The sequence below is a fragment of the Massilia sp. 01N410 genome, from assembly GCF_056399665.1.
The window spans coordinates 24,747-44,147 of sequence record NZ_JBFTRV010000032.1 but is presented as its reverse complement, the minus strand read 5'-3'; the positions used below and the strand labels follow the sequence as shown (position 1 = coordinate 44,147).

Here is a 19,401-nt window from a genome sequence, read left to right as displayed (position 1 = left end):
CGGTACCACCCCTTCCCATCCCGAACAGGACCGTGAAACGACTTTGCGCCGATGATAGTGCTGCAACCAGTGTGAAAGTAGGTTATCGTCAGGCTAATTATTCGCAGAAGCCCGCTCAATTCGATTGAGCGGGCTTTTTGCTTTTCTGCGCTCTACATAGCTGCAGCTAACTTGTATAGGCAAATCCGCAACAAATTCTTATATAGGGAAAGTTTTCGCTGGAGTCAGCAGGTGTATGTACGGTAGCATTGCGCTCTTTTGTTATCCGACACTCAATATGACTGACAGCAGCGACACCATTCCGCGGCCCAGGCGGGCCAGATATTTCCGCCTTGCGGCATTGCTGGTGTCCTTCTCCTGCCTGACAGTCGCGATCACGGTGCTGCTCCAGCTGCTGCTCGTCGATCACTACGCCAACCAACACGCTTCCGAACAGGCCAGACTGCGCCTGCAGCAGCTGTCCTGGCAGATGCGGGACTCGCTCGACCGCACCCTGGACCAGGCGGTGCGCGACGTCTACCTGCTGTCGGCCCTGCCGCAACTGCGCCATCCCGCCGATCCGGCCGCAGCGCGCGAGATTCTCGAGAACCTGCAGCGCCATTTCAGCAATTACGCCTGGATCGGCATCGCCCAGCCCGACGGCAAGGTGCTGGCCGCGACCGCTGGACTGCTGGAAAATCGCGACGTCAGTTCGCGCCCCTGGTTCCATACCGGCGAGCAGGAGGTGACGGCCATCGATTATCATCCGGCCGCCCTGCTCGGCAAACTGCTGCCGCGGTCAAGCGATCCCTGGCGTTTCGTCGACATCGCCGGGCCGATCCGCGACGACGAAGGCGCCCTGCGCGGCGTGCTCGCCATCCACCTGAGCTGGACCTGGGCGCGCAGCCTTGCCCGTGAGCTGCTGACGCCGGCGCAGCGCGATATCGGCGCCGAGATCATCGTCGTGCGCAGCGACGGCGTGGTCCTGCTCGGCCCCGACGATATCCTCGAGAAGTGCATTTCGACGGAAAGCCTGAGGCTGGCCCAGCAGGGCAAGACGGGCGCCATCACGGAGCGCTGGCCGGACGGCCATACCTATGTGACGGGTTACAGCCAGAGTGGACGCAGCCGCGAGCGCGCTTCCCTGCACTGGGCGGTCCTGGTGCGCCAGACGGAACAGGCGGCGATGGCCTCGGCCCACCGTTTCGAGCGCCGTGCAATGTGGTTCAGCCTGCTTCTTGCCGGGGTCCTGGCCGCACTGGCGGCCCTGATGGCCCGGCGCATCGTGGCGCCCCTGAAGTCGCTGAGCGGCGCCATGGAAAATATCGCCCAGGCGCCCGAGCAAGCGGTGCCGGAAGCGATTCCCGCAGCCGGCGGCTTCCATGAAGCACAAGTCTTGTCCAAGGCCTTGCGCGGCTTGATCCGCAACGAACGCCGCCACCGCGCGGCGCTCGAGCAGATGAACGCGCATCTGGAGGAAACGGTGGCCGCGCGCACCGCCGAGCTGGAAGGCTTGCTGATGCGCGACCTGCTGACCGGCCTGCCGAACCGGCGCGCCCTGATGCAGACACTGCCGGAAGCGATGGCGCGTGCGGCCCGCCTGCGGCGTCCCTGCGCGGTCCTGTTCCTCGACATGGATGGCTTCAAGCTGGTCAACGATACCCGCGGCCACGAAGAGGGCGACGAGCTGCTGCGCCGGTTCGGCGGCCGCATCCTGGCGGGCATCCGCGAGACCGATATGGCGGCGCGGCTTGCGGGCGACGAGTTCGTGGTGATCCTGGAGATGTTGAGCGACGAGCTGGACGCCGCCGCCAAGGCGGAGATCCTGCTGGCCCAGCTCACCCGGCCCTATGCCCTGAATGGCGGCAGCGTGCAGGTGGGGGCGAGTATCGGGGTGGCCCTGCACATGCCGGACCAGGCGCCGGATCCGGCGCGCCTGCTGGCCCGGGCCGACCAGGCCATGTACGAGGCCAAGCGCAAGGGCAAGAGCCGGATCGCGGTCGCGCCGGCGGAAGCCGTGTCCACCGAGGCGCGCTGACGCCTCGCTGTAGAAGAAGACGGCTCAGACGCCCCAGAGGACGTCGGCGCCCTGGTCGCGCGCCGCGCGCAGCATTTCCAGCAGCGGATAGGCGCGGGTCGGGAAGCTGACCATTTCGATCGGTTCGTGTTCGGCATCTTCGCCATCGCCGGCATGGGCCTTGACGTCCTGCTCGACTTCGTCCGTGACCTGGTGCTTGCGGCTCTCCTCGATTTCATGCTCGAGCAGTTGTACAGCCTTGGTGGCTTCGGCCGCCGTGATGACGCCGCGCTCCGGGTCCTTGCGCAGCAGGTCGAGGATGCGCATGGCATGTTCCTGCATCATCAGGACGTTGGGATAGGCTTTGGATTTGAAGGTGATTAGCATAGCTTTCTCGTTCATTCATGAGTAACCAAACGATAACACGACTCGCCGCGCGATGTCGGTGCGCGGCGCCACTTTGGACTCATGCCCGGCGCCGCAGCAGCCAGGCCAGCAGCAGCGCCAGCAGCGCGGCCGCCAGCACCCCGGCCGCGAACAGGGCGGTCGACCCGGCCGCCACGCCTTGCTCGGCCGCCAGCGATACCAGCAGCCAGCTGAGCCCACCCCAGCAAAGCGTGTTGACGATCTCGAACACCGAGCACAGGAAGTTCTCCTTGCCGCGCATTTTGAAATCGCTGCGCAGTCCCGGGCGCCCCAGCCATTTCACGATCAGGGCCGCACTCAAGATGGTGCCCACCACGACGAAGCCGATCAGCACCGCGGCCAGCGGCGCACGCGCCATCAGCCACAGCAGGGGCAGGGCGACCAGCAGCAGCGGCGGCATCACCACGGCGGCCAGCTTGGCCAGGCCGATCGTGCGCGCGGCGGCGGGGGAGGATTGCAGCAGGTCCGGCGCATCCTCGGCCGAGACGATGATCCAGGCCAGGGAACTGGTGAGTGAGCTGCACAGCAGCGCCAGGCCGGCGCCGATCGCCGGACCCGGCGAATCGTTCTTGCGCAGGATGAGGAACAGCAGCGGCACCAGGTACACCAGCTGCAGCAGGACCTGCGAAATCAGGTGCGGATCGCGTGCGATCAGGCGCCACTCCTTGACCACCACGGTATCGAACAGGCTGCGCCGGAAGCGCATCCGCAAGGCCCCCTGCGGCCTGGCGATCGCACGTGCCGTACTGGCCGCCTCCTGCACGCCATGCACGAAGAAGCGGTGGGTGCGGTCGACCGTCAGCATGAAGGCGGCGATGCCCAGCACGGCCATGCCCAGCATCGGCAGCGGCTCGCCGAGCACGGCACGGCCAGGTAGCCACAGCGGGCTGCCGGGTGCCAGCCATGGGGACTCCGCGAGGTGCTGCAGCGTGCGCTGGGCCGCACCTCCGCCGGCCGTCTGCGACACCAGCGAAAACGACTGCGACAGCAGGAACAGCAGCGCGCCCGCCACCGCACTGAGCACCTGCGCCAGCACCCGCGTGCGGCGCGCGCCGAGCAGGCGTACCAGCGCCAGCGTGAGCAGCATGCCGAGGCAGGCCATCAAGGTCGACGTGGTCGCAATCGCCACATACACGCCGATCCAGCGGAACTGGCCGAGCGCCACGCCGACGTGGACGAGTGGCCCGAGCAGGAACAGATAGAGGGCGGCGCAAGCCAGGACCACGCCCAGCAGGCGCACCGTGAAGATGCTGCGCGAGGGCAGGGGTGAAGACAGCAGCAGGTCGAGGTCGCCGCGCTCGAACAGCGCCAGCACGCTGGCCTTGAGTGAACTCGAGAGCATGAAGGTGCCGATCGCCGCCAGCGCCAAGGTCGCCAGGATCGCCATGCGCGGATCCATGACGCCGTCCGGCCCGAGCTTGCGGAGGACGGCAAAGGCTCCCACGTGCAGCAGCGTCCAGGCCAGCACCCACACCGCGATGCTGACCCAGCTCATGCGCCGCTTGCCGCCCGCATTCACGGCGGCGCCATACCAGGCCATGCGCAGCTCATGGCGCAGCAGCCAGCGGCTCGATCCCGGCGGCGCGCTCACGCCTGCTCCGTCAGCTGCAGGAACACGTCTTCCAGGCTGCCGCCCAGGGTACGCTCGCGCAACTCGGCCAGCGTGCCTTCGGCGATCAGGCGGCCCTGGCGGATGATGCCGATGCGTTGCGCCAGGCGTTCGGCCACCTCGAGGATGTGGGTGGTCAGGATCACGGTGCCGCCCTGGTTGACGTGGGAGACCAGCAAGTCCTTCACCTGGCGCGCGGCGGCCGCGTCCAGGCCGGTCAGCGGCTCGTCCAGGATCAGCAGCTGGGGTTCGTGGATCAAAGCCCCGGCCAGCGCCAGCTTCTGCTTCATCCCGCGCGAAAAACCCTCGGTCAGTTCGTGCGCGTGCTTGGTCAGGTCCAGCCAGTCGAGCAGGCGGCGGGCGCGCGGCTCGGCATCCTCGGGCGTGATGCCCCACAGGCCGGCCACGAATTCGAGGTACTCGGTGGGCTTCAGCTTTCCGTACAACATCGGGTCATCGGGGAGGTAGGCCATCTTCTGCTTGGCCGCGGCCGGGTTGGCCGCGAGATCGATGCCGAGCACCTCGATCTGGCCGGCATCCGGCGCCAGCAGGCCGGTCACCATGCGCAGGGTGGTGGTCTTGCCGGCGCCGTTGGGGCCGAGCAGGGCATAGAGTTCGCCGCGGCGGACGCTCAGGTCGATGCCGTCGACGGCCGGGCGGCCGAAAGCCTTGCGCAGGGAGCGCAGCTGCAGTGCTGGGGTATCGCTGTTCATGGTAGCGGACGTATCAACGGAGGGTGAAGGAAGTGAGGAACTGCTCGACCTGCTCGGACGGCATGGCGTTCGTCTTGCCGAGCACGATGACCTGGTAGAAGCGCTTGCCGCGCGCCTCGAAATGGCCGACCAGGCGCACCGGCTGGCCGTTGCTGCTGCCGGCGACGTCGATGTCGCTGACCGATCTGCCGCCGGATTCGGCGTGCGCGGCGGCCCGTTCGCCGACGGCGCCGATATTGCGCGTCAGGGCCCGCACCATGGCCGGCACCGCGGCGCGCGCATGCTCCTCGTCCGGTGCCTCGGCCGAGCCGACCGCGAAGGTTGCGCCGTCGACTTCGGCAGCCGTCATCGTCATGCTGACCTGCATGCCGTCGAGGTCGACGGTGCGGGTGACACTGGCTGGCTTGGCCGGGAACATGACCCGGTAGGGCGCATCCTGGCTGGCGTAGTCGCGCCAGTTGTACTTGGGGCTGCAGGCGCCGAGCAGGGCGCTGGCCAGCAGGACGGAAATAACCGGCAAGGGGAGACGGATTTTCATGGGGCGATGGTATCAGCGCCCCGCGTCGTCGGCCAGTAGAATGTTGCAATAATTTAATCTCGTCAGCGCCGCTCAGGCGTCGAGCAGGCCCCTACGGTACTGGATCGCCTCGGCCACGTGTTCGGACTGCACCTGGGAAGCCTCCGCCAGGTCGGCAATCGTCCTCGCCACCTTCAAAACCCGGTGATAGGCCCGCGCCGACCAGTGCAGGTGGCGCATCGCATTACGCAGCAACTGCTCGGCGGCATCGTCGAGTTCGCAATGGCGGTCGATCTCACGGGTCGACAAACGCTGGTTGGCCTTGCCCTGGCGCGCCACTTGAACAGCGTGGGCGCGCGCCACCCGTTCGGCGATGTGGCTGCTCGCCTCGCCGTCGGCCTGGGCCGCCATCGATTCCGGCGCCATCGCCAACACCGGCACCTGCAGGTCGATGCGGTCGAGCAGGGGACCCGAGATCTTGTCCTGGTAGCGCAGCACCGCGTCATGACTGCAGCGGCATTTGCCGGACGGGTGGCCGAGCCAGCCGCAGGGGCAGGGATTCATGGCCGCGATCAGCTGGAAGCTGGCGGGAAAGTCGGCCTGGCGGGCCGCGCGCGAGATCGTGATGTGGCCGGATTCCAGCGGTTCGCGCAGCACTTCCAGCACGTGGCGGCTGAACTCGGGAAGCTCGTCCAGAAAGAGTACGCCATGATGGGCCAGCGAGATCTCGCCCGGGCGCGGCACCCCGCCGCCGCCTACCAGGGCCATGCCCGAGCTGGTGTGGTGCGGACTGCGGAAGGGCCGGCGGCGCCAGCGCTCGATCGAAAAACGTCCGGCCAGCGACTGGATCGCCGCCGACTCCAGCGCTTCCTCGTCGCTCAAGGCCGGCAGCAGGCCGGGAAAGCGCGAGGCCAGCATGCTTTTGCCGGCGCCGGGCGGGCCGACCATCAGTACCGAATGCAGGCCCGCCGCCGCAACCTCGAGGGCACGCTTGACGTGCTGCTGGCCTTTCACGTCCGCAAAGTCGGGATAGCGCGGCGGCGTCAGGGCTTGCGGCGGCCGGTGGCGGGCCAGGCGGGCCTCATTGGCTCCATTCGCAGCCTGCGCAGCAAAGTGCGCACAGACCTCGAGCAGGCTGCGCGCCGGATAGATGGCGGCATCGGTGACCAGCGCCGCCTCGTCGGCGTTCGCATGCGGCAGCACGAAGGCGCGCCTGGCGCCGCCAGGGCTGCGATGCATGGCGAAGGTCATCGCCAGCGCGCCGCGGATCGGGCGCAATTCTCCGGACAGCGAGAGCTCGCCGGCGAACTCGTAGCGGTCCAGGCCCTCGCTGGGAATCTGTTCCGAGGCCGCCAGGATGCCCAGCGCGATCGGCAGGTCGAAGCGCCCCGATTCCTTCGGCAAATCGGCCGGGGCCAGGTTGATGGTGATACGGCGGTTCGGCAGCTCGAAGCCGGAATTCTGCAGCGCGGCGCGGACCCGGTCCTTCGATTCGCGCACCTCGGCATCCGGCAGGCCGACGATGGCCAGGCCGGGCAGACCGTTGGCCAGGTGCACTTCGACGCTGACGGCGGGCGCGTCCATGCCGGCCAGGGCGCGGCTGCGCAGTACTGCGAGACTCATGGCGGTCTACGGGAAGGTTGAAGATTTGCAGATGGTGCGGCCGAGGGCATTGCGACTGTTGAGTGCGCTCAAACGTGCGCTCTCTTAACGAGTTTGAGCCACAAGCCCAAGTGAAAGCCAAGTTGAAGGGTGACATGGGATAGTGATTGGATTTCCATGTGGCAACTTGTTATGCTTGGGTTTTCTGCATCCGGATTGCTCGCAATGACTAGAAATCGAATCCTCTTCGCTTATTGCGAAGAGCTGAAGGAATCCGTCAACATCGATACTGCGCGTCGTCACTTTCTTTCGGAGGACCCTCGCCCCGAGTGTTATCACTTTTTTTGCGATGACCCCCACTGCGGAAGTCAAAAAGTACGTATATCAGGGGTGAACTATCGTACGGCCGCAAATGAATCACCGAAGTATGTGACTGCGCACTATCGCAACTGGGACGAGCACAGCCCAGATTGCATGTGGGAGTCGGATTTGGACGAAGCCGGCCGCTTACGCGGTGAAACAGAAGCCGAGACAAAGCAGCGAAAACTGCGACTTAAGCTCAAAGACCTGGTTACTGACTTCGATCCATCGCTTGATGAAGGGGATGGCCTCGTTCGTCCACATGTGCAAGGTCCTGCTGGGGATGATGGCCCGGAAGTCGGAGATGGTAACGGACGTAATCGCAACGGCCAGGGGCAGCCAGGGCTATTGGGAGGGCGCACAAAAACAAATCAGCTGAGCCGGTTGGTTGAAACATATCGTGAGGCTAAGGTAACCTTGAGCCCGGAAGAGTTTTCCCAATTGGAGCTGCGCGTTACCAATGAAGGAGTAATGCCTCTTCACCAATATTTTTGCCGTATCAGCAGAGCAAACTATGACACTACGAATCGTGTAATCTTTGGCGGCGCTACGTTTGCCGAGTGGTACGGAGCCGGGTTCAAGCTGAAGTTCTATGACCGGGTCGATAAGAAATTCGTTTTTTTGTATGTGAGCCCGGCAAAAATGGAGGCTTACCGTTTCCGCAAGTACTTTAAAGAGATCCTATCCGACACAACGGTTGCCTACTTCACGGTTTTTGCTCTCGGAAGGTTAGAGGCTAGTCCGAAGGGCAATTCGGTAAATCTCATAGTCGATGATTTACGTCACTTGGACATCGTTCGTGGGAAAACGAAGGAAGCTGGAGCCAACGAGGTGTCAACTTAGACAGCAATCGACGCTTTGGATGGATGAAAGCGTCGAACGCCTCTGGCACCAAATCACGCCCCCTGCAAGCGTAAAGTTATTGATGCACGGAAAAAGGCTTCATCCGTCGATTCCAATAATGATGTTCAGGAGGACTTAGTTTCCCATTATTCGTTTCTAGCCCGTCGGCTTACTCGGCCGATATCTATTTGACGGCCAGATCCGTGGCATCGCGTATAGTCTTGCGATGCCTAAACTACTTCTGACCTTCGCCATCCTGGCGCTGCTGTTCTGCCTGCTGTGCGGGCCGGTGCTCTATGTGGCGCTCCGGTTCAGGCGGCGGGGGGATGTGGCGGCATTGCGGCCGCTGCGCGTCGTCTGGCTGGCGCAGCTGGCGCTGGCCGCCATCCTGATCTTCGTGGCCGACGATGCCCGGCTGGGCAATCCGGTCGGCGTCATGCTGGGCATCGTCATCGGCGTGAGTGTGGGCGGTGCCGTCCTGTTCGGGCTGTGGCGGCTCACGCGCCGCCTCGTGCTGCGTTAAACCTCAGACCTTCTGTTCCGACGTCACCGACGCCAGCTTCGCTTCCAGTTCCGCCACGCGCAGTTCCAGGGCGTCGAGCTTGGCGCGGGTCTTGGCCAGCACCTGGGCCTGGATGTCGAATTCTTCGCGCGTCACCAGGTCCAGCTTCGAAAAGCCCTGGGTCATCATGGCCTTGACGTTGCGTTCGATGTCCTTGGCCGGCGAATTCTCGATCGCCTGGTTGATCTTGCCCTGCAGATCATTAAAGAAGTTATTCATGTCCATTTCTGTCCTTGGTGAAGCCGAGTGGTGCGCACTCATTTTGTGCGCGCCTCGCTGATTTAGTGCGTGCACCTGCGTGGCGCACGCCCTTGCGGCGTCATTTATGTTTTTGGCATATCAAAAATGGGGGCAGAGGCCTGCGAATACAAGGTCTGCCGCTCCATTCCGGGGTGGCACGCATCCTGCTAAAGCAAACATACAACATAGAAAAACAGGAAAGCGAAGTACGGATTGTAAACCCATCAGGTCCAAAGTTCATTTACCAGGGAGTGTCGTATGAAGCGTCGAAGCAGCAAGTGGCAGCACATCGCGATGGTCGCGGCGGGTTTGTGGAGCCTGGGCACCGGGCTGGCCGGGGCACAGGAGCAGGAGCAGAAGCCCGAGCACGAGGTCAGCTTCAACGCGGCGGTGACGAGCGATTACCGTTACCGCGGCCTGTCCCAGAGCCGCCTGGATCCGGCGGTGCAGGGCGGCGCCGACTATGTCCATAACCCGACCGGCCTCTACGTCGGCACCTGGCTCTCGTCCATCAAATGGACCAAGGACCTGGGCGGCAGCGGCAACGTCGAGTGGGATATCTATGGCGGCAAGCGCGGCAATCTCAGCGCCGACATCACCTACGACGTCGGCGGCCTGTACTACTTCTATCCGAATAACGGCCTGCATCCGAACGCCAACACCTTCGAGCTCTACGGCCAGCTGGGCTACGGGCCGGCCTACGTCAAGTACTCGCATTCGCTGACCAACCTGTTCGGCACCGCCGACAGCCGCGGCAGCGGCTACCTCGACATCGGCGCGAACGTCGACGTCGGTGGCGGCTTCGTGCTGAACCTGCACGCGGGCCACCAGGAAGTCCGCCACAACGGCGCGGTGTCCTATACCGACTACAAGGTCGGCGTGACCAAGGACCTCGGGGTCTGCTCGGTGGCGCTGGCTTACGTCAAGGCCAATACCAGCGGCTACCTGAGCCCGTCCGGAGAAAACCTCGGGAAGTCCGCGGCCCTGCTGTCTGTTTCAAAAACTTTCTGAAGAGGCAATCGCATGAAAATGATCACCGCCATCATCAAACCCTTCAAGCTCGATGAGGTCCGCGAGGCCCTTTCCGAGATCAATGTCCAGGGTATTACGGTGACCGAAGTGAAAGGCTTCGGCCGCCAGAAGGGCCATACCGAACTCTACCGCGGCGCCGAGTACGTGGTCGACTTCCTGCCGAAGACCAAGATCGAGGCGGCGGTCGACGACGCCATCGTCGACCAGGTGATCGACACCATCCAAAGCGCGGCACGCACCGGCAAGATCGGTGACGGCAAAATTTTCGTCTCCGATCTGGAGCAGGTAATCCGTATCCGTACCGGCGAGACCGGCAACGATGCGCTGTAAGGGGAATCCGATGATCCGCACACTCACCAAACTGATCGCAGGCTTCAGTGTCGCCATGGCGCTCGGCGCTGCACTGCCGGTCCTGGCCCAGGATGCCGCTGCACCAGCCGCGTCGGCGCCGGCCGCCACCGCAGCCGCCAATGCCGGCGCAGCCGCTCCTGCTGCCCCGGCCGCTCCCGCCGCGGCAGCAGCGACGGCCGCGCCGGCAAGCCCGGCCGCTCCCGCCGCCGCACCCACGCCGCAGAAGGGCGACACCGCCTGGATGTTCGTCGCCACCCTGCTGGTGATCATGATGACGATTCCGGGCCTGGCCCTGTTCTACGGCGGCCTGGTGCGCTCGAAGAACATGCTGTCCGTGCTGATGCAGGTCTTCATGATCTTTTCCGTCATCATCGTGCTGTGGTGCCTGTACGGCTACTCGCTGGCCTTCACCGAGAACAATGCCTTCATCGGCGGCCTCGACCGCGTATTCCTGAAAGGCATCTGGGATCCGGCCAAGGCGAGCTTCTCGACCGCCGCCACCTTCAGCAAGGGCGTGGTGATCCCCGAGTTCATCTACGTCGCCTTCCAGGGCACCTTTGCCGCCATCACCTGCGGCCTGATCGTCGGCGCCTTCGCCGAGCGCGCGCGCTTCGCGGCCGTGCTGGCCTTCGTGGCGCTGTGGTTCACCTTCGGCTACCTGCCGGTGGCCCACATGGTCTGGTTCTGGACCGGTCCGGACGCCATCACCAGCGCTTCGCTGGCGGCTGAAACCGCGAAGGGCGGCTGGCTGTGGCAGAAGGGCGCCCTCGACTTCGCGGGCGGCACCGTGGTGCACATCAATGCCGCCGTCGCCGGCCTGGTCGGCGCCATCATGATCGGCAAGCGCATCGGCTACGGCCGCGAGCACATGGCGCCGCACTCGCTGACCATGACCATGGTCGGCGCGTCCCTGCTGTGGGTGGGCTGGTTTGGCTTCAACGCCGGCTCGGCGCTGGAAGCGGGCGACGTCGCCGCGCTGGCCTTCATCAACACCCTGCTGGCGACCGCCGCGGCCACCGTCTCCTGGGTGCTCGGCGAATGGTTCACCAAGGGCAAGCCGTCGATGCTGGGCGGCGCCTCGGGCGCGGTGGCCGGCCTGGTCGCCATCACTCCGGCCTGCGGCTTCGTCGGCCCGATGGGCGCGCTGGTCATCGGCCTGGTGGCGGGCGTGGTCTGCCTGTGGGGCGTGAACGGCCTGAAGCGCATGATCGGCGCCGACGACTCGCTCGACGTGTTCGGCGTGCACGGCGTGGGCGGCATCCTGGGCGCGCTGCTGACCGGCGTGTTCGCCGCGCCGCAGCTGGGCGGGCAGGGCATCTTCGACTACACCACCAACAAGATGTCGGCCGACCCGTACTCGATCGCCGGCCAGGTGCTGGTGCAGCTCGAGGCGGTCGGCACCACCATCCTGTGGTCGGCGGTGGTCTCCCTGATCGCCTACAAGCTGGTCGACATCGTGATCGGCCTGCGGGTGCCGGAAGAGCAGGAACGCGAGGGCCTGGATATTACCAGCCACGGCGAATCGGCTTATCATTCCTGATCAGGCCCCGTGTCGCTAAAAGCGCCCTGCGGGGCGCTTTTTTATTTCCGATGGGATAATTGGTCTTTAAAAAGGGGGCGCGAGCCCCCATGTCGCATTTCCCACATCGCTAAGAAGCCCCAAGGACGTCACCATGGTTCCCCACCTTGCCACAGCCCTCAACGGTCCCCTGCTGGACCTGGAAAAGAAGATTCTCGAAGCCACCCCCGCCATCGAGCGCTGGTTCCGCCTCGAGTGGCAGGAGCACACGCCGCCGTTCTATTGCTCGGTGGACCTGCGCAACGCGGGCTACAAGCTGGCGCCGGTGGATACCAACCTGTTCCCGGGCGGCTTCAACAACCTGTCGACCGAGATGCTGCCGCTGACGGTGCAGGCCGCCATGGCCGCGATCGACAAGTATTGTCCGGACGCGCGCAACCTGCTCCTGATCCCGGAAAGCCATACCCGCAACCCCTTCTACCTGCAGAACGTGCAGCGCCTGATGCAGATCTTCCGCCAGACCGGCCTGCACGTGCGCCTCGGTTCGCTGTCGCCGGAAGTGACCCAGCCGACCCCGCTGGCGCTGCCCGACGGGAACATGCTGGTGGTCGAGCCCCTGGTGCGCTCGCCCAACGGCCGCCGCGTCGGCCTGGCCGATTTCGATCCCTGCACCATCCTGCTGAACAACGACTTATCAAGCGGCATCCCGAGCATCCTCGAAAACATCCACGAGCAATCGCTGCTGCCGCCGCTGCACGCCGGCTGGGCGGTGCGCCGCAAGAGCAACCACTTCAAGGCCTTCGACGAAGTGGCCAAGAAGTTCGGCAAGCTGATCGACATCGACCCCTGGCTGGTGAACCCGCTGCACAGCAAGTGCGGCGAGGTGAACTTCCAGGAAGACGTGGGCATGGAATGCCTGGCCGATAACGTCTCGGCCCTGCTGTCGAAGATCAAGAAGAAGTACAAGGAATACGGGATGAAGGACCAGAAGCCCTTCGTCATCGTCAAGCCGGACGCCGGCACCTACGGCATGGGCATCATGACCGTCAAGGATGCCTCCGAGGTGAAGGACCTGAACCGCAAGCAGCGCAACAAGATGTCGGTCATCAAGGACGGCGTCACCGTCACCGACGTGCTGATCCAGGAAGGCGTGCCGACCTTCGAGTCGATCAACGACGCGGTGGCCGAGCCGGTCGTGTACATGATCGACCGCTACGTGGTGGGCGGCTTCTATCGCATCCACGCCGAACGCGGCATCGACCAGAACCTGAACGCACCGGGCTCGCAGTTCGTGCCGCTGGCGTTCTCCCAGCAGCATGCGGTGCCGGATCTCAAGGCCAAGCCGGGCACGGCGGCCCCGAACCGCTTCTACGTGTACGGCGTGGTGGCGCGCCTGGCGTTGCTGGCGGCGTCGCTGGAGCTGGAACGAACCGATCCGGATCCGGAGATTTATTGATCCGTTTCCGGACCTCCGGGACGTCCTTCTTCGCCATGTAGACGAAGTGCGAGCGCAATAGCGGCAGCATTGCGCCCAGCAGTTCCGGCACCAGCCAGGGCAGGCGCGACATCATCCGGTTCAGCGGCGACGCCAGGATCAGGGTGCGGTACAGCCTCTCGTCGGTTGGCCAGAAGCGCAGCAGTTCGACATCGCTGACCTTGCGCACGCCCGGGTTGCGCGGGCTGCCATAGCGGACGTCGAGGATCATCGTCCAGCCGCCCGGTTTCAGGACCCGCCACATCTCGGCGGCCAGTTCGCGCCGCTGGTCTTCGTCGGGGATGGCCGAGAACACGGCATCGGCGCTGACCAGGTCGGCGCTGTTGTCCGGAAAGGCGTCCAGCCGCCCCAGGTGCCAGCGCACCCCGGGCGCCGTGTGCAGGCGGGCGTGCTCGAGGCGCTCCTGCTGCAGTCCGGTGCCGGTCAGGTGGGCGGGCGAGGCGCCCCATTCGATCAGCTGGCGCAGGAAGCCGCCGTTGCCGCAGCCGACGTCGAGCACGCGCAGCGCCGACAGATCCTTCCCCACCGTAAATGCCAGCAGCCGCGCCAGCACGCGCGAGCGCGCCGCCGCCTCGCTCACGACGTCCGGCCGGTGCCAGTCATGGCTCGCCGGCGCGGCGCTGTCCTGCCACTGGCGATAGACCTGGTTGATGCGCTCCTGCTCGGCCTGGTTGCTCATCGTTTAACCCCCTGGCCGCCCATCATCCGCAAGCCATCTGCGCGCACGCTTGAGAGCCCGCAAATGCGTACCGAATAAATGCTTCTTTGCCAATGGGAAGTGGTCCGGCGGGCAAGGCCGGCGCCGCGGGCCGCCTTTCCGCGAGAATCCGCGTTTCCGGCTAAAATCGATGCATTGTCCCGACTGGAACCAACATGAAAATCGCTTTTCTCGCCGACCCGCTGTCCGGATTCAAGATTTACAAGGACTCGACCTTTGCGATGATGCGGGAGGCGGCGCGCCGCGGCCACCAGATCTACGCCTTCGAGCAGCGCCACATGGTGCTGGAGCAGGGCGTGGTGACGGCCGACGTGGTCGAGATCACCCTGACCGGCGACCCCGACGAGTGGTACGAAGCGGGCCAGGCGGATACCGTGCGCCTGTCCGAGTTCGACGCCGTCATCCAGCGCAAGGATCCGCCCTTCGACATGGAATACGTGTACGGCACCTATCTGCTGGAACTGGCCGAACGCCAGGGCGCGCGCGTGTTCAACAAGCCCTCGGCGATCCGCGACCACAACGAGAAGCTGACCATCGCCCAGTTCAGCGAGTTCACCTCGCCGACCCTGGTGTCGTCCTCGGGCACCCGCCTGCGCGCCTTCCACGCCGAGCACGGCGACGTGATCTTCAAGCCGCTCGACGGCATGGGCGGCGCCGGCATCTTCCGCGTCAAGATTGATGCCCTGAACCTCGGTTCCATCATCGAGACCCTGACCGAGAACGGCGCCCGCACCATCATGGCCCAGAAGTACATCCCGGCCATCGTCAAGGGCGACAAGCGGGTGCTGGTCATCGACGGCAAACCGGTGCCGTTCGTGCTGGCGCGCATCCCGCAGGGCGGCGAAGTGCGCGGCAACCTGGCCGCCGGCGGCGTCGGCGTGGCCCAGCCGATCTCGGCGCGCGAGCGCGAGATCGCGGAAGCCCTCGGCCCCACACTGGCCGAGCGTGGCCTGTTGCTGGTAGGATTGGATGTGATCGGCGATTTCCTGACCGAGGTGAATGTCACCAGCCCCACCTGTTTCCAGGAGATCCACGACCAGACCGGCTTCGACGTGGCGGCGATGTTCATCGATGCCGTCGAGCGGGCAGCTGACAGGAAATGACATGGTAGGCATTCTGCTGATGACCCACGCTCCGCTGGGACAGGCATTCATCGCGGCGGTCGCGCACGTATTCCGCGGCCCGACCGAACGCTTCGAGGCGATCGACGTGACCGCGGACCAGGATACGAAAGAGGTCAACCGCCTCGCGCACGAAGCCATCTGTCGCCTGGACGAGGGCGACGGCGTGCTGGTCATCACCGATATCAAGGGCGGCACGCCGTCCAATTGCTGCAATGCGCTGGCCGAGGCGGGCCGCGTCGAAGTCATCGCCGGCATCAGCCTGCCGATGCTGCTGCGCGCCATCACCTATCGCCGCGACACGCTCGACGTCGTTGTCGAGATGGCGCTGGCGGGCGCCCAGAACGGCGCGGTCAGGGTCGACAACCGGATCCGCGTAGGTAGCTGAATTCTTACTAAAACGAGAACATGATTCAACAGGAACTCGAGATCATCAACAAACTGGGCCTGCATGCCCGCGCCTCCGCCAAATTCACCCAACTGGCCGCGAAGTACAAGAGCGACGTCTGGCTCACCCGTAACGCGCGCCGCATCAACGCCAAGTCCATCATGGGCGTGATGATGCTGGCCGCCGGCAAGGGCGCCAAGGTGACGCTGGAAGCCGACGGCCCGGACGAACAGGATTGCATCGCCGCCCTGACGGCACTGATCAACGACAAGTTCGGCGAAGGCGAGTAATGCCGGATACCCGAGGCGGCCGCTTCCCTCCAGGAATATCGATGGCATCGTTCACACTGCATGGCATACCGGTTTCGCGCGGGATCTCGATCGGACGCGCGCACCTGCTCACGCCGGCGGCGCTGGACGTCAAGCACTACCTGGTGCCGGAAGAGCAGGTCGAGGCCGAGGTCAAGCGCCTGCGGGACGCGATCGCCGAGGTGCACCGCAACCTGCAGGACCTGTGGACCGAGCTGCCGAAGGACGCCCCGACCGAACTGGGCGCCTTCATCGACGTCCACGTGCTGATCCTGTCGGATCCGATGATCTCCGAAGCCCCGCTCGACATCATCCGCACCCGCCACTACAACGCCGAATGGGCGCTGGTGACCCAGATCGACGAGCTGTCGGCGCAGTTCGACGAGATCGAGGACGAATACCTCCGCGAACGCAAGCAGGACATCCAGCAGGTCGCCGAGCGGGTGCTGAAGGTCCTGATGGGCACCGCGCTGGACGTGCCGCCGGCCAAGCCGGCCGGCGAGGACGAGTTCCAGCCGCAGATGATCGTGGTCGCCCACGATATCTCGCCGGCCGACATGCTGGCCTTCCGCGACCGTTCCTTCGTCGGCTTCGTCACCGACGTCGGCGGCCAGAACTCGCACACCGCGATCGTCGCGCGCAGCCTCGACATCCCGGCGGCGGTCGGCATGAGCCAGGCTTCGCGCCTGGTCGAGCAGGACGACTGGGTGATCGTCGACGGCGACGCCGGCGTCGTGATCTGCAATCCGAGCGCGCTGGTGATGGAGCAGTACCGCGCGCGCCAGGCCGCGCTGCTGAAGGCCCGCAAGCGCCTGCTGAAGCTGAAGAAGACGCCGGCGATCACGAAGGACGGCACCCCGGTCACGCTGCTGGCCAACATCGAGCTGCCGGAAGACTGCGCGCCGGCGCTGGACGCGGGCGCGGCCGGGGTCGGCCTGTTCCGCTCCGAATTCCTGTTCATGGGACGCGGCGCCCACGGCCTGCGGGTCCCGGACGAGGACGAGCAGTTCGAGCAGTACCGCAAGGCGGTGCTGGCGATGAAGGGCCGCCCGGTCACGATCCGCACCCTGGACGTCGGTGCCGACAAGCCGCTCGACCCGAGCGAGCACACCGCGCTGAATCCGGCCCTGGGCCTGCGCGCGATCCGCTACTGCCTGGCCGAGCCGCAGCTGTTCCTGACCCAGCTGCGCGCGATCCTGCGCGCATCAAGCTTCGGTAAAGTACGGATCCTGATCCCGATGCTGGCGCATGCCTTCGAGATCGACCAGTCGCTCAGCATGATCGAGCAGGCCAAGCAGCAGCTGCGCGAACAGAACGTCAAGTTCGACGACGGCATCGAGGTCGGCGCCATGATCGAGATCCCGGCCGCCGCGCTGGCGCTGCCGATGTTCGTCAAGCGCATGGATTTCCTGTCGATCGGCACCAACGACCTGATCCAGTACACGCTGGCGATCGACCGCGTCGACTATGAAGTGGCGCACCTGTACAATCCGCTCCACCCGGCGGTGCTGCACCTGATCGCGATGACCATCGAGGCCGGCCGCAAGGCGGGCATCGACGTTGCCGTATGCGGCGAGATGGCGGGCGACACCAAGCTCACCCGCCTGCTGCTCGGCATGGGCCTGCGCGAATTCTCCATGCATCCGGCCCAGCTGCTGGCGGTCAAGCAGGAAATCCTGTCCAGCGACCTGGCCCTGCTGGGCCCACGCACCCGCCGCATCCTGCGCGCGATGGAACCGGCGGCGATCGCCGAGGCCGTCGAGCAGCTGCAAACCCTGTAACCAAGAAGCTCATGGGATCGATTGGAATAGTCTCACCCCAGGCGATGCACTTCGCCGAACCGCTGCGCCTGCAAAGCGGCGCCTCCATCGGCGACTACACGCTGATGTATGAAACCTATGGCACCCTGAACGCCGACAAGTCCAACGCGGTGCTGATCTGCCACGCGCTGAACGCCTCCCACCACGTGGCGGGCCACTACGCGAACGAGCCGAAGAGCGCCGGCTGGTGGGACAATATGGTGGGCCCGGGCAAGCCGGTCGACACCGACCGCTTCTTCGTCATCGGCGTCAACAACCTCGGCTCCTGCTTCGGCTCGACCGGCCCGATGCACGACAATCCGGCCACCGGCAAGCCCTATGGCGCCGCCTTCCCGCTGGTGACGGTGGAAGACTGGGTCGCGGCCCAGGCGCGCCTGGCCGACCGCCTCGGCATCGAACAGTTCGCCGCCGTGATGGGCGGCTCGCTGGGCGGCATGCAGGCGCTGGCCTGGAGCATCATGTTCCCCGAGCGCCTGCGCCATTGCATCGTGATCGCCTCGACGCCCAAGCTGTCGGCCCAGAACATCGCCTTCAACGACGTCGCCCGCACCGCCATCCTGTCCGATCCGGACTACCACGGCGGCGATTTCTACGAACACGGCGTGGTGCCGAAGAACGGCCTGAAAGTGGCGCGCATGGTCGGCCACATCACCTACCTGTCGAACGACGACATGGCGGAAAAATTCGGCCGCAAGCTCCGCAACGCCGCCGAGACCGACGAGTACAAATTCGACTTCGGCGTCGACTTCGAGATCGAGTCCTACCTGCGCTACCAGGGCGACAAGTTCTCGGAATACTTCGACGCCAACACCTACCTTTTGATCACCAAGGCGCTCGACTACTTCGATCCCGCGCGCGAGCACGGCGGCAACCTGGCCAAGGCGCTGGCGAACACCAGGGCCAAGTACCTGATCGCGTCCTTCACCACCGACTGGCGCTTCTCGCCCGAGCGCAGCCGCGAGATCGTCGAGGCCCTGCTGGCGAACCGCCGCAAGGTCAGCTACGCCGAGATCGACGCCCCGCACGGCCACGACGCCTTCCTGCTCGAGGACCCGCGCTACATGAACATCGTGCGCGCCTACTACGACCGGATCTGGGAAGAAAGCACTGCTAGGGACGCCGCATGAAATTCGAAGACCTGAACACCCTGCGCCCCGACCTGGCCTTCATCACCCACTGGGTCCGGTCCGGTTCGCACGTGCTGGACGTCGGCTGCGGCGACGGCGCCATGCTGCGCTACCTGGAGCGCGGCAAGCGCTGCACCGGTTACGGCGTCGAGATCGCCGACGACAAGGTGCTGGAGAGTACGAAGCGCGGCGTCGACGTGATCCAGCACGACATGGAGCAGGGCCTGGACCTGTTCGGCGACGATACCTTCGACATGGTGCTGTGCCTGTCCTCGCTGCAGATGATGCAGCACGTCGAGGCGCGCCTGCGCGACATCGTCCGCGTCGGCAAGGAAGCCATCGTGTCCTTCCCGAACTTTGCCTACTGGCCGCACCGGATGGCGCTGCTGAAGGGCCGCATGCCGGTGTCGCGTTCCCTGCCTTACCAGTGGTTCGACACCCCCAACGTGCGCTACGCCACGATCCACGACTTCAAGGACCTGGCCGAGAAATGCGGGCTGGAAGTGCTGGAGTACGTGGCGCTGGCCGAAGGGCAGGTGGTGTCCTTCCTGCCCAACCTGCGCGGCAGCCTGGCGGTTTTCCGCCTGCGCAAGAAGGATCTGGTCGTTACCTAACAGTGTGCTTTCATATGCTTGTGTATGATGCGCCGTAATG

19 protein-coding genes, 1 rRNA gene and 1 pseudogene are annotated in these 19,401 nt (G+C 65.0%); 14 read left to right on the top strand and 7 right to left on the bottom strand.

The genetic code is table 11. The features are described 5' to 3' along the window. Nucleotides 1-94 (top strand): 5S ribosomal RNA (rrf, locus tag AC1DOP_RS26505); the annotation flags it as partial. Nucleotides 95-277: 183 nt separating this feature from the next. Continuing rightward, on the top strand, nt 278-2,017 hold the full coding sequence (locus AC1DOP_RS26500) for a sensor domain-containing diguanylate cyclase (protein ID WP_442124741.1): 1,740 nt from the start codon (nt 278-280) through the stop codon (nt 2,015-2,017). Nucleotides 2,018-2,041: 24 nt separating this feature from the next. On the opposite strand, the gene AC1DOP_RS26495 is transcribed toward AC1DOP_RS26500, so the two are convergent. The 5 genes from AC1DOP_RS26495 to AC1DOP_RS26475 all read right to left on the bottom strand — a co-directional run bounded on the left by AC1DOP_RS26495 (nt 2,042) and on the right by AC1DOP_RS26475 (nt 6,884). Continuing rightward, complete coding sequence (locus AC1DOP_RS26495) at nt 2,042-2,383, bottom strand: DUF1840 domain-containing protein (RefSeq protein ID WP_442124740.1); 342 nt, start codon at nt 2,381-2,383, stop codon at nt 2,042-2,044. Between the two features lie 79 nt (nt 2,384-2,462). Next, on the bottom strand, nt 2,463-4,013 hold the full coding sequence (locus AC1DOP_RS26490) for a putative ABC transporter permease subunit (RefSeq protein ID WP_477254260.1): 1,551 nt from the start codon (nt 4,011-4,013) through the stop codon (nt 2,463-2,465). Further along, nucleotides 4,010-4,744 carry an ABC transporter ATP-binding protein gene (locus AC1DOP_RS26485; RefSeq protein WP_477254258.1) on the bottom strand — a complete coding sequence of 245 codons (735 nt, stop codon included), beginning with the start codon at nt 4,742-4,744 and terminating at the stop codon, nt 4,010-4,012. The genes AC1DOP_RS26490 and AC1DOP_RS26485 overlap by 4 nt, the downstream gene beginning before the upstream one ends. Before the next feature lie 13 nt (nt 4,745-4,757). Then, nucleotides 4,758-5,282 carry a hypothetical protein gene (locus AC1DOP_RS26480; protein WP_477254256.1) on the bottom strand — a complete coding sequence of 175 codons (525 nt, stop codon included), beginning with the start codon at nt 5,280-5,282 and terminating at the stop codon, nt 4,758-4,760. Between the two features lie 72 nt (nt 5,283-5,354). After that, nucleotides 5,355-6,884: a YifB family Mg chelatase-like AAA ATPase gene (locus tag AC1DOP_RS26475; RefSeq protein WP_477254254.1), complete on the bottom strand. Its 1,530-nt coding sequence runs from the start codon at nt 6,882-6,884 to the stop codon at nt 5,355-5,357. Between the two features lie 156 nt (nt 6,885-7,040). Here AC1DOP_RS26475 and AC1DOP_RS26470 point away from each other — a divergent pair, with 156 nt between their 5' ends. Then, nucleotides 7,041-8,066, top strand: coding sequence for a hypothetical protein (locus AC1DOP_RS26470; protein ID WP_442124735.1), 1,026 nt, complete (start codon nt 7,041-7,043; stop codon nt 8,064-8,066). 226 nt (nt 8,067-8,292) lie between these two features. After that, nucleotides 8,293-8,589 (top strand): hypothetical protein, encoded by a 297-nt coding sequence (locus tag AC1DOP_RS26465; RefSeq protein WP_477254252.1) that lies wholly within the window; start codon nt 8,293-8,295, stop codon nt 8,587-8,589. 3 nt (nt 8,590-8,592) lie between these two features. Here AC1DOP_RS26465 and AC1DOP_RS26460 read toward each other — a convergent pair whose 3' ends face one another. Further along, entirely contained in the window at nt 8,593-8,853 is a 261-nt protein-coding gene (locus AC1DOP_RS26460; protein WP_442124733.1) for an accessory factor UbiK family protein, read from the bottom strand. Nucleotides 8,854-9,126: 273 nt separating this feature from the next. On the opposite strand from AC1DOP_RS26460, the gene AC1DOP_RS26455 reads away from it, so the two are divergent. The 4 genes from AC1DOP_RS26455 to gshA all read left to right on the top strand — a co-directional run bounded on the left by AC1DOP_RS26455 (nt 9,127) and on the right by gshA (nt 13,226). Then, nucleotides 9,127-9,879 carry a TorF family putative porin gene (locus AC1DOP_RS26455; protein ID WP_442124732.1) on the top strand — a complete coding sequence of 251 codons (753 nt, stop codon included), beginning with the start codon at nt 9,127-9,129 and terminating at the stop codon, nt 9,877-9,879. A gap of 12 nt (nt 9,880-9,891) precedes the next feature. Then, nucleotides 9,892-10,230: a P-II family nitrogen regulator gene (locus AC1DOP_RS26450; RefSeq protein ID WP_442124731.1), complete on the top strand. Its 339-nt coding sequence runs from the start codon at nt 9,892-9,894 to the stop codon at nt 10,228-10,230. Nucleotides 10,231-10,240: 10 nt separating this feature from the next. Then, nucleotides 10,241-11,791, top strand: coding sequence for an ammonium transporter (locus AC1DOP_RS26445; RefSeq protein WP_477254249.1), 1,551 nt, complete (start codon nt 10,241-10,243; stop codon nt 11,789-11,791). Between the two features lie 133 nt (nt 11,792-11,924). Then, nucleotides 11,925-13,226 carry a glutamate--cysteine ligase gene (gshA, locus tag AC1DOP_RS26440; RefSeq protein ID WP_442124729.1) on the top strand — a complete coding sequence of 434 codons (1,302 nt, stop codon included), beginning with the start codon at nt 11,925-11,927 and terminating at the stop codon, nt 13,224-13,226. A 235-nt stretch (nt 13,227-13,461) separates the two neighbouring features. On the opposite strand, the pseudogene AC1DOP_RS26435 reads toward gshA, so the two are convergent. Next, a pseudogene (locus AC1DOP_RS26435) lies at nt 13,462-13,944 on the bottom strand (class I SAM-dependent methyltransferase); the annotation flags it as partial. 194 nt (nt 13,945-14,138) lie between these two features. Between AC1DOP_RS26435 and gshB the strand changes: the two are divergent. From gshB to metW, 6 genes are read left to right on the top strand one after another with little or no spacing between them, the layout of a single operon-like run. Next, a complete protein-coding gene (gshB, locus tag AC1DOP_RS26430; protein WP_442124728.1) occupies nt 14,139-15,086 on the top strand; it encodes a glutathione synthase in 948 nt (315 codons plus the stop codon). A 1-nt stretch (nt 15,087) separates the two neighbouring features. After that, complete coding sequence (locus AC1DOP_RS26425; RefSeq protein ID WP_442124727.1) at nt 15,088-15,492, top strand: PTS sugar transporter subunit IIA; 405 nt, start codon at nt 15,088-15,090, stop codon at nt 15,490-15,492. 20 nt (nt 15,493-15,512) lie between these two features. Continuing rightward, on the top strand, nt 15,513-15,782 hold the full coding sequence (locus AC1DOP_RS26420; RefSeq protein ID WP_442124726.1) for an HPr family phosphocarrier protein: 270 nt from the start codon (nt 15,513-15,515) through the stop codon (nt 15,780-15,782). Nucleotides 15,783-15,823: 41 nt separating this feature from the next. Next, entirely contained in the window at nt 15,824-17,581 is a 1,758-nt protein-coding gene (ptsP, locus tag AC1DOP_RS26415) for a phosphoenolpyruvate--protein phosphotransferase (protein ID WP_442124725.1), read from the top strand. A gap of 11 nt (nt 17,582-17,592) precedes the next feature. Continuing rightward, complete coding sequence (gene metX, locus AC1DOP_RS26410; RefSeq protein WP_442124724.1) at nt 17,593-18,747, top strand: homoserine O-succinyltransferase MetX; 1,155 nt, start codon at nt 17,593-17,595, stop codon at nt 18,745-18,747. Continuing rightward, nucleotides 18,744-19,361: a methionine biosynthesis protein MetW gene (metW, locus tag AC1DOP_RS26405; protein WP_442124723.1), complete on the top strand. Its 618-nt coding sequence runs from the start codon at nt 18,744-18,746 to the stop codon at nt 19,359-19,361. The genes metX and metW overlap by 4 nt, the downstream gene beginning before the upstream one ends. Nucleotides 19,362-19,401: the final 40 nt, after the last annotated feature.

Coding starts and splice junctions, on each gene's coding strand:
- AC1DOP_RS26500 (WP_442124741.1), top strand. CDS start 278: ATGACTGACAGCAGCGACACCATTCCGCGGCCCAGGCGGGCCAGATAT.
- AC1DOP_RS26495 (WP_442124740.1), bottom strand. CDS start 2,383: ATGCTAATCACCTTCAAATCCAAAGCCTATCCCAACGTCCTGATGATG.
- AC1DOP_RS26485 (WP_477254258.1), bottom strand. CDS start 4,744: ATGAACAGCGATACCCCAGCACTGCAGCTGCGCTCCCTGCGCAAGGCT.
- AC1DOP_RS26480 (WP_477254256.1), bottom strand. CDS start 5,282: ATGAAAATCCGTCTCCCCTTGCCGGTTATTTCCGTCCTGCTGGCCAGC.
- AC1DOP_RS26475 (WP_477254254.1), bottom strand. CDS start 6,884: ATGAGTCTCGCAGTACTGCGCAGCCGCGCCCTGGCCGGCATGGACGCG.
- AC1DOP_RS26470 (WP_442124735.1), top strand. CDS start 7,041: ATGTGGCAACTTGTTATGCTTGGGTTTTCTGCATCCGGATTGCTCGCA.
- AC1DOP_RS26465 (WP_477254252.1), top strand. CDS start 8,293: ATGCCTAAACTACTTCTGACCTTCGCCATCCTGGCGCTGCTGTTCTGC.
- AC1DOP_RS26460 (WP_442124733.1), bottom strand. CDS start 8,853: ATGGACATGAATAACTTCTTTAATGATCTGCAGGGCAAGATCAACCAG.
- AC1DOP_RS26455 (WP_442124732.1), top strand. CDS start 9,127: ATGAAGCGTCGAAGCAGCAAGTGGCAGCACATCGCGATGGTCGCGGCG.
- AC1DOP_RS26450 (WP_442124731.1), top strand. CDS start 9,892: ATGAAAATGATCACCGCCATCATCAAACCCTTCAAGCTCGATGAGGTC.
- AC1DOP_RS26445 (WP_477254249.1), top strand. CDS start 10,241: ATGATCCGCACACTCACCAAACTGATCGCAGGCTTCAGTGTCGCCATG.
- gshA (WP_442124729.1), top strand. CDS start 11,925: ATGGTTCCCCACCTTGCCACAGCCCTCAACGGTCCCCTGCTGGACCTG.
- gshB (WP_442124728.1), top strand. CDS start 14,139: ATGAAAATCGCTTTTCTCGCCGACCCGCTGTCCGGATTCAAGATTTAC.
- AC1DOP_RS26425 (WP_442124727.1), top strand. CDS start 15,088: ATGGTAGGCATTCTGCTGATGACCCACGCTCCGCTGGGACAGGCATTC.
- AC1DOP_RS26420 (WP_442124726.1), top strand. CDS start 15,513: ATGATTCAACAGGAACTCGAGATCATCAACAAACTGGGCCTGCATGCC.
- ptsP (WP_442124725.1), top strand. CDS start 15,824: ATGGCATCGTTCACACTGCATGGCATACCGGTTTCGCGCGGGATCTCG.
- metX (WP_442124724.1), top strand. CDS start 17,593: ATGGGATCGATTGGAATAGTCTCACCCCAGGCGATGCACTTCGCCGAA.
- metW (WP_442124723.1), top strand. CDS start 18,744: ATGAAATTCGAAGACCTGAACACCCTGCGCCCCGACCTGGCCTTCATC.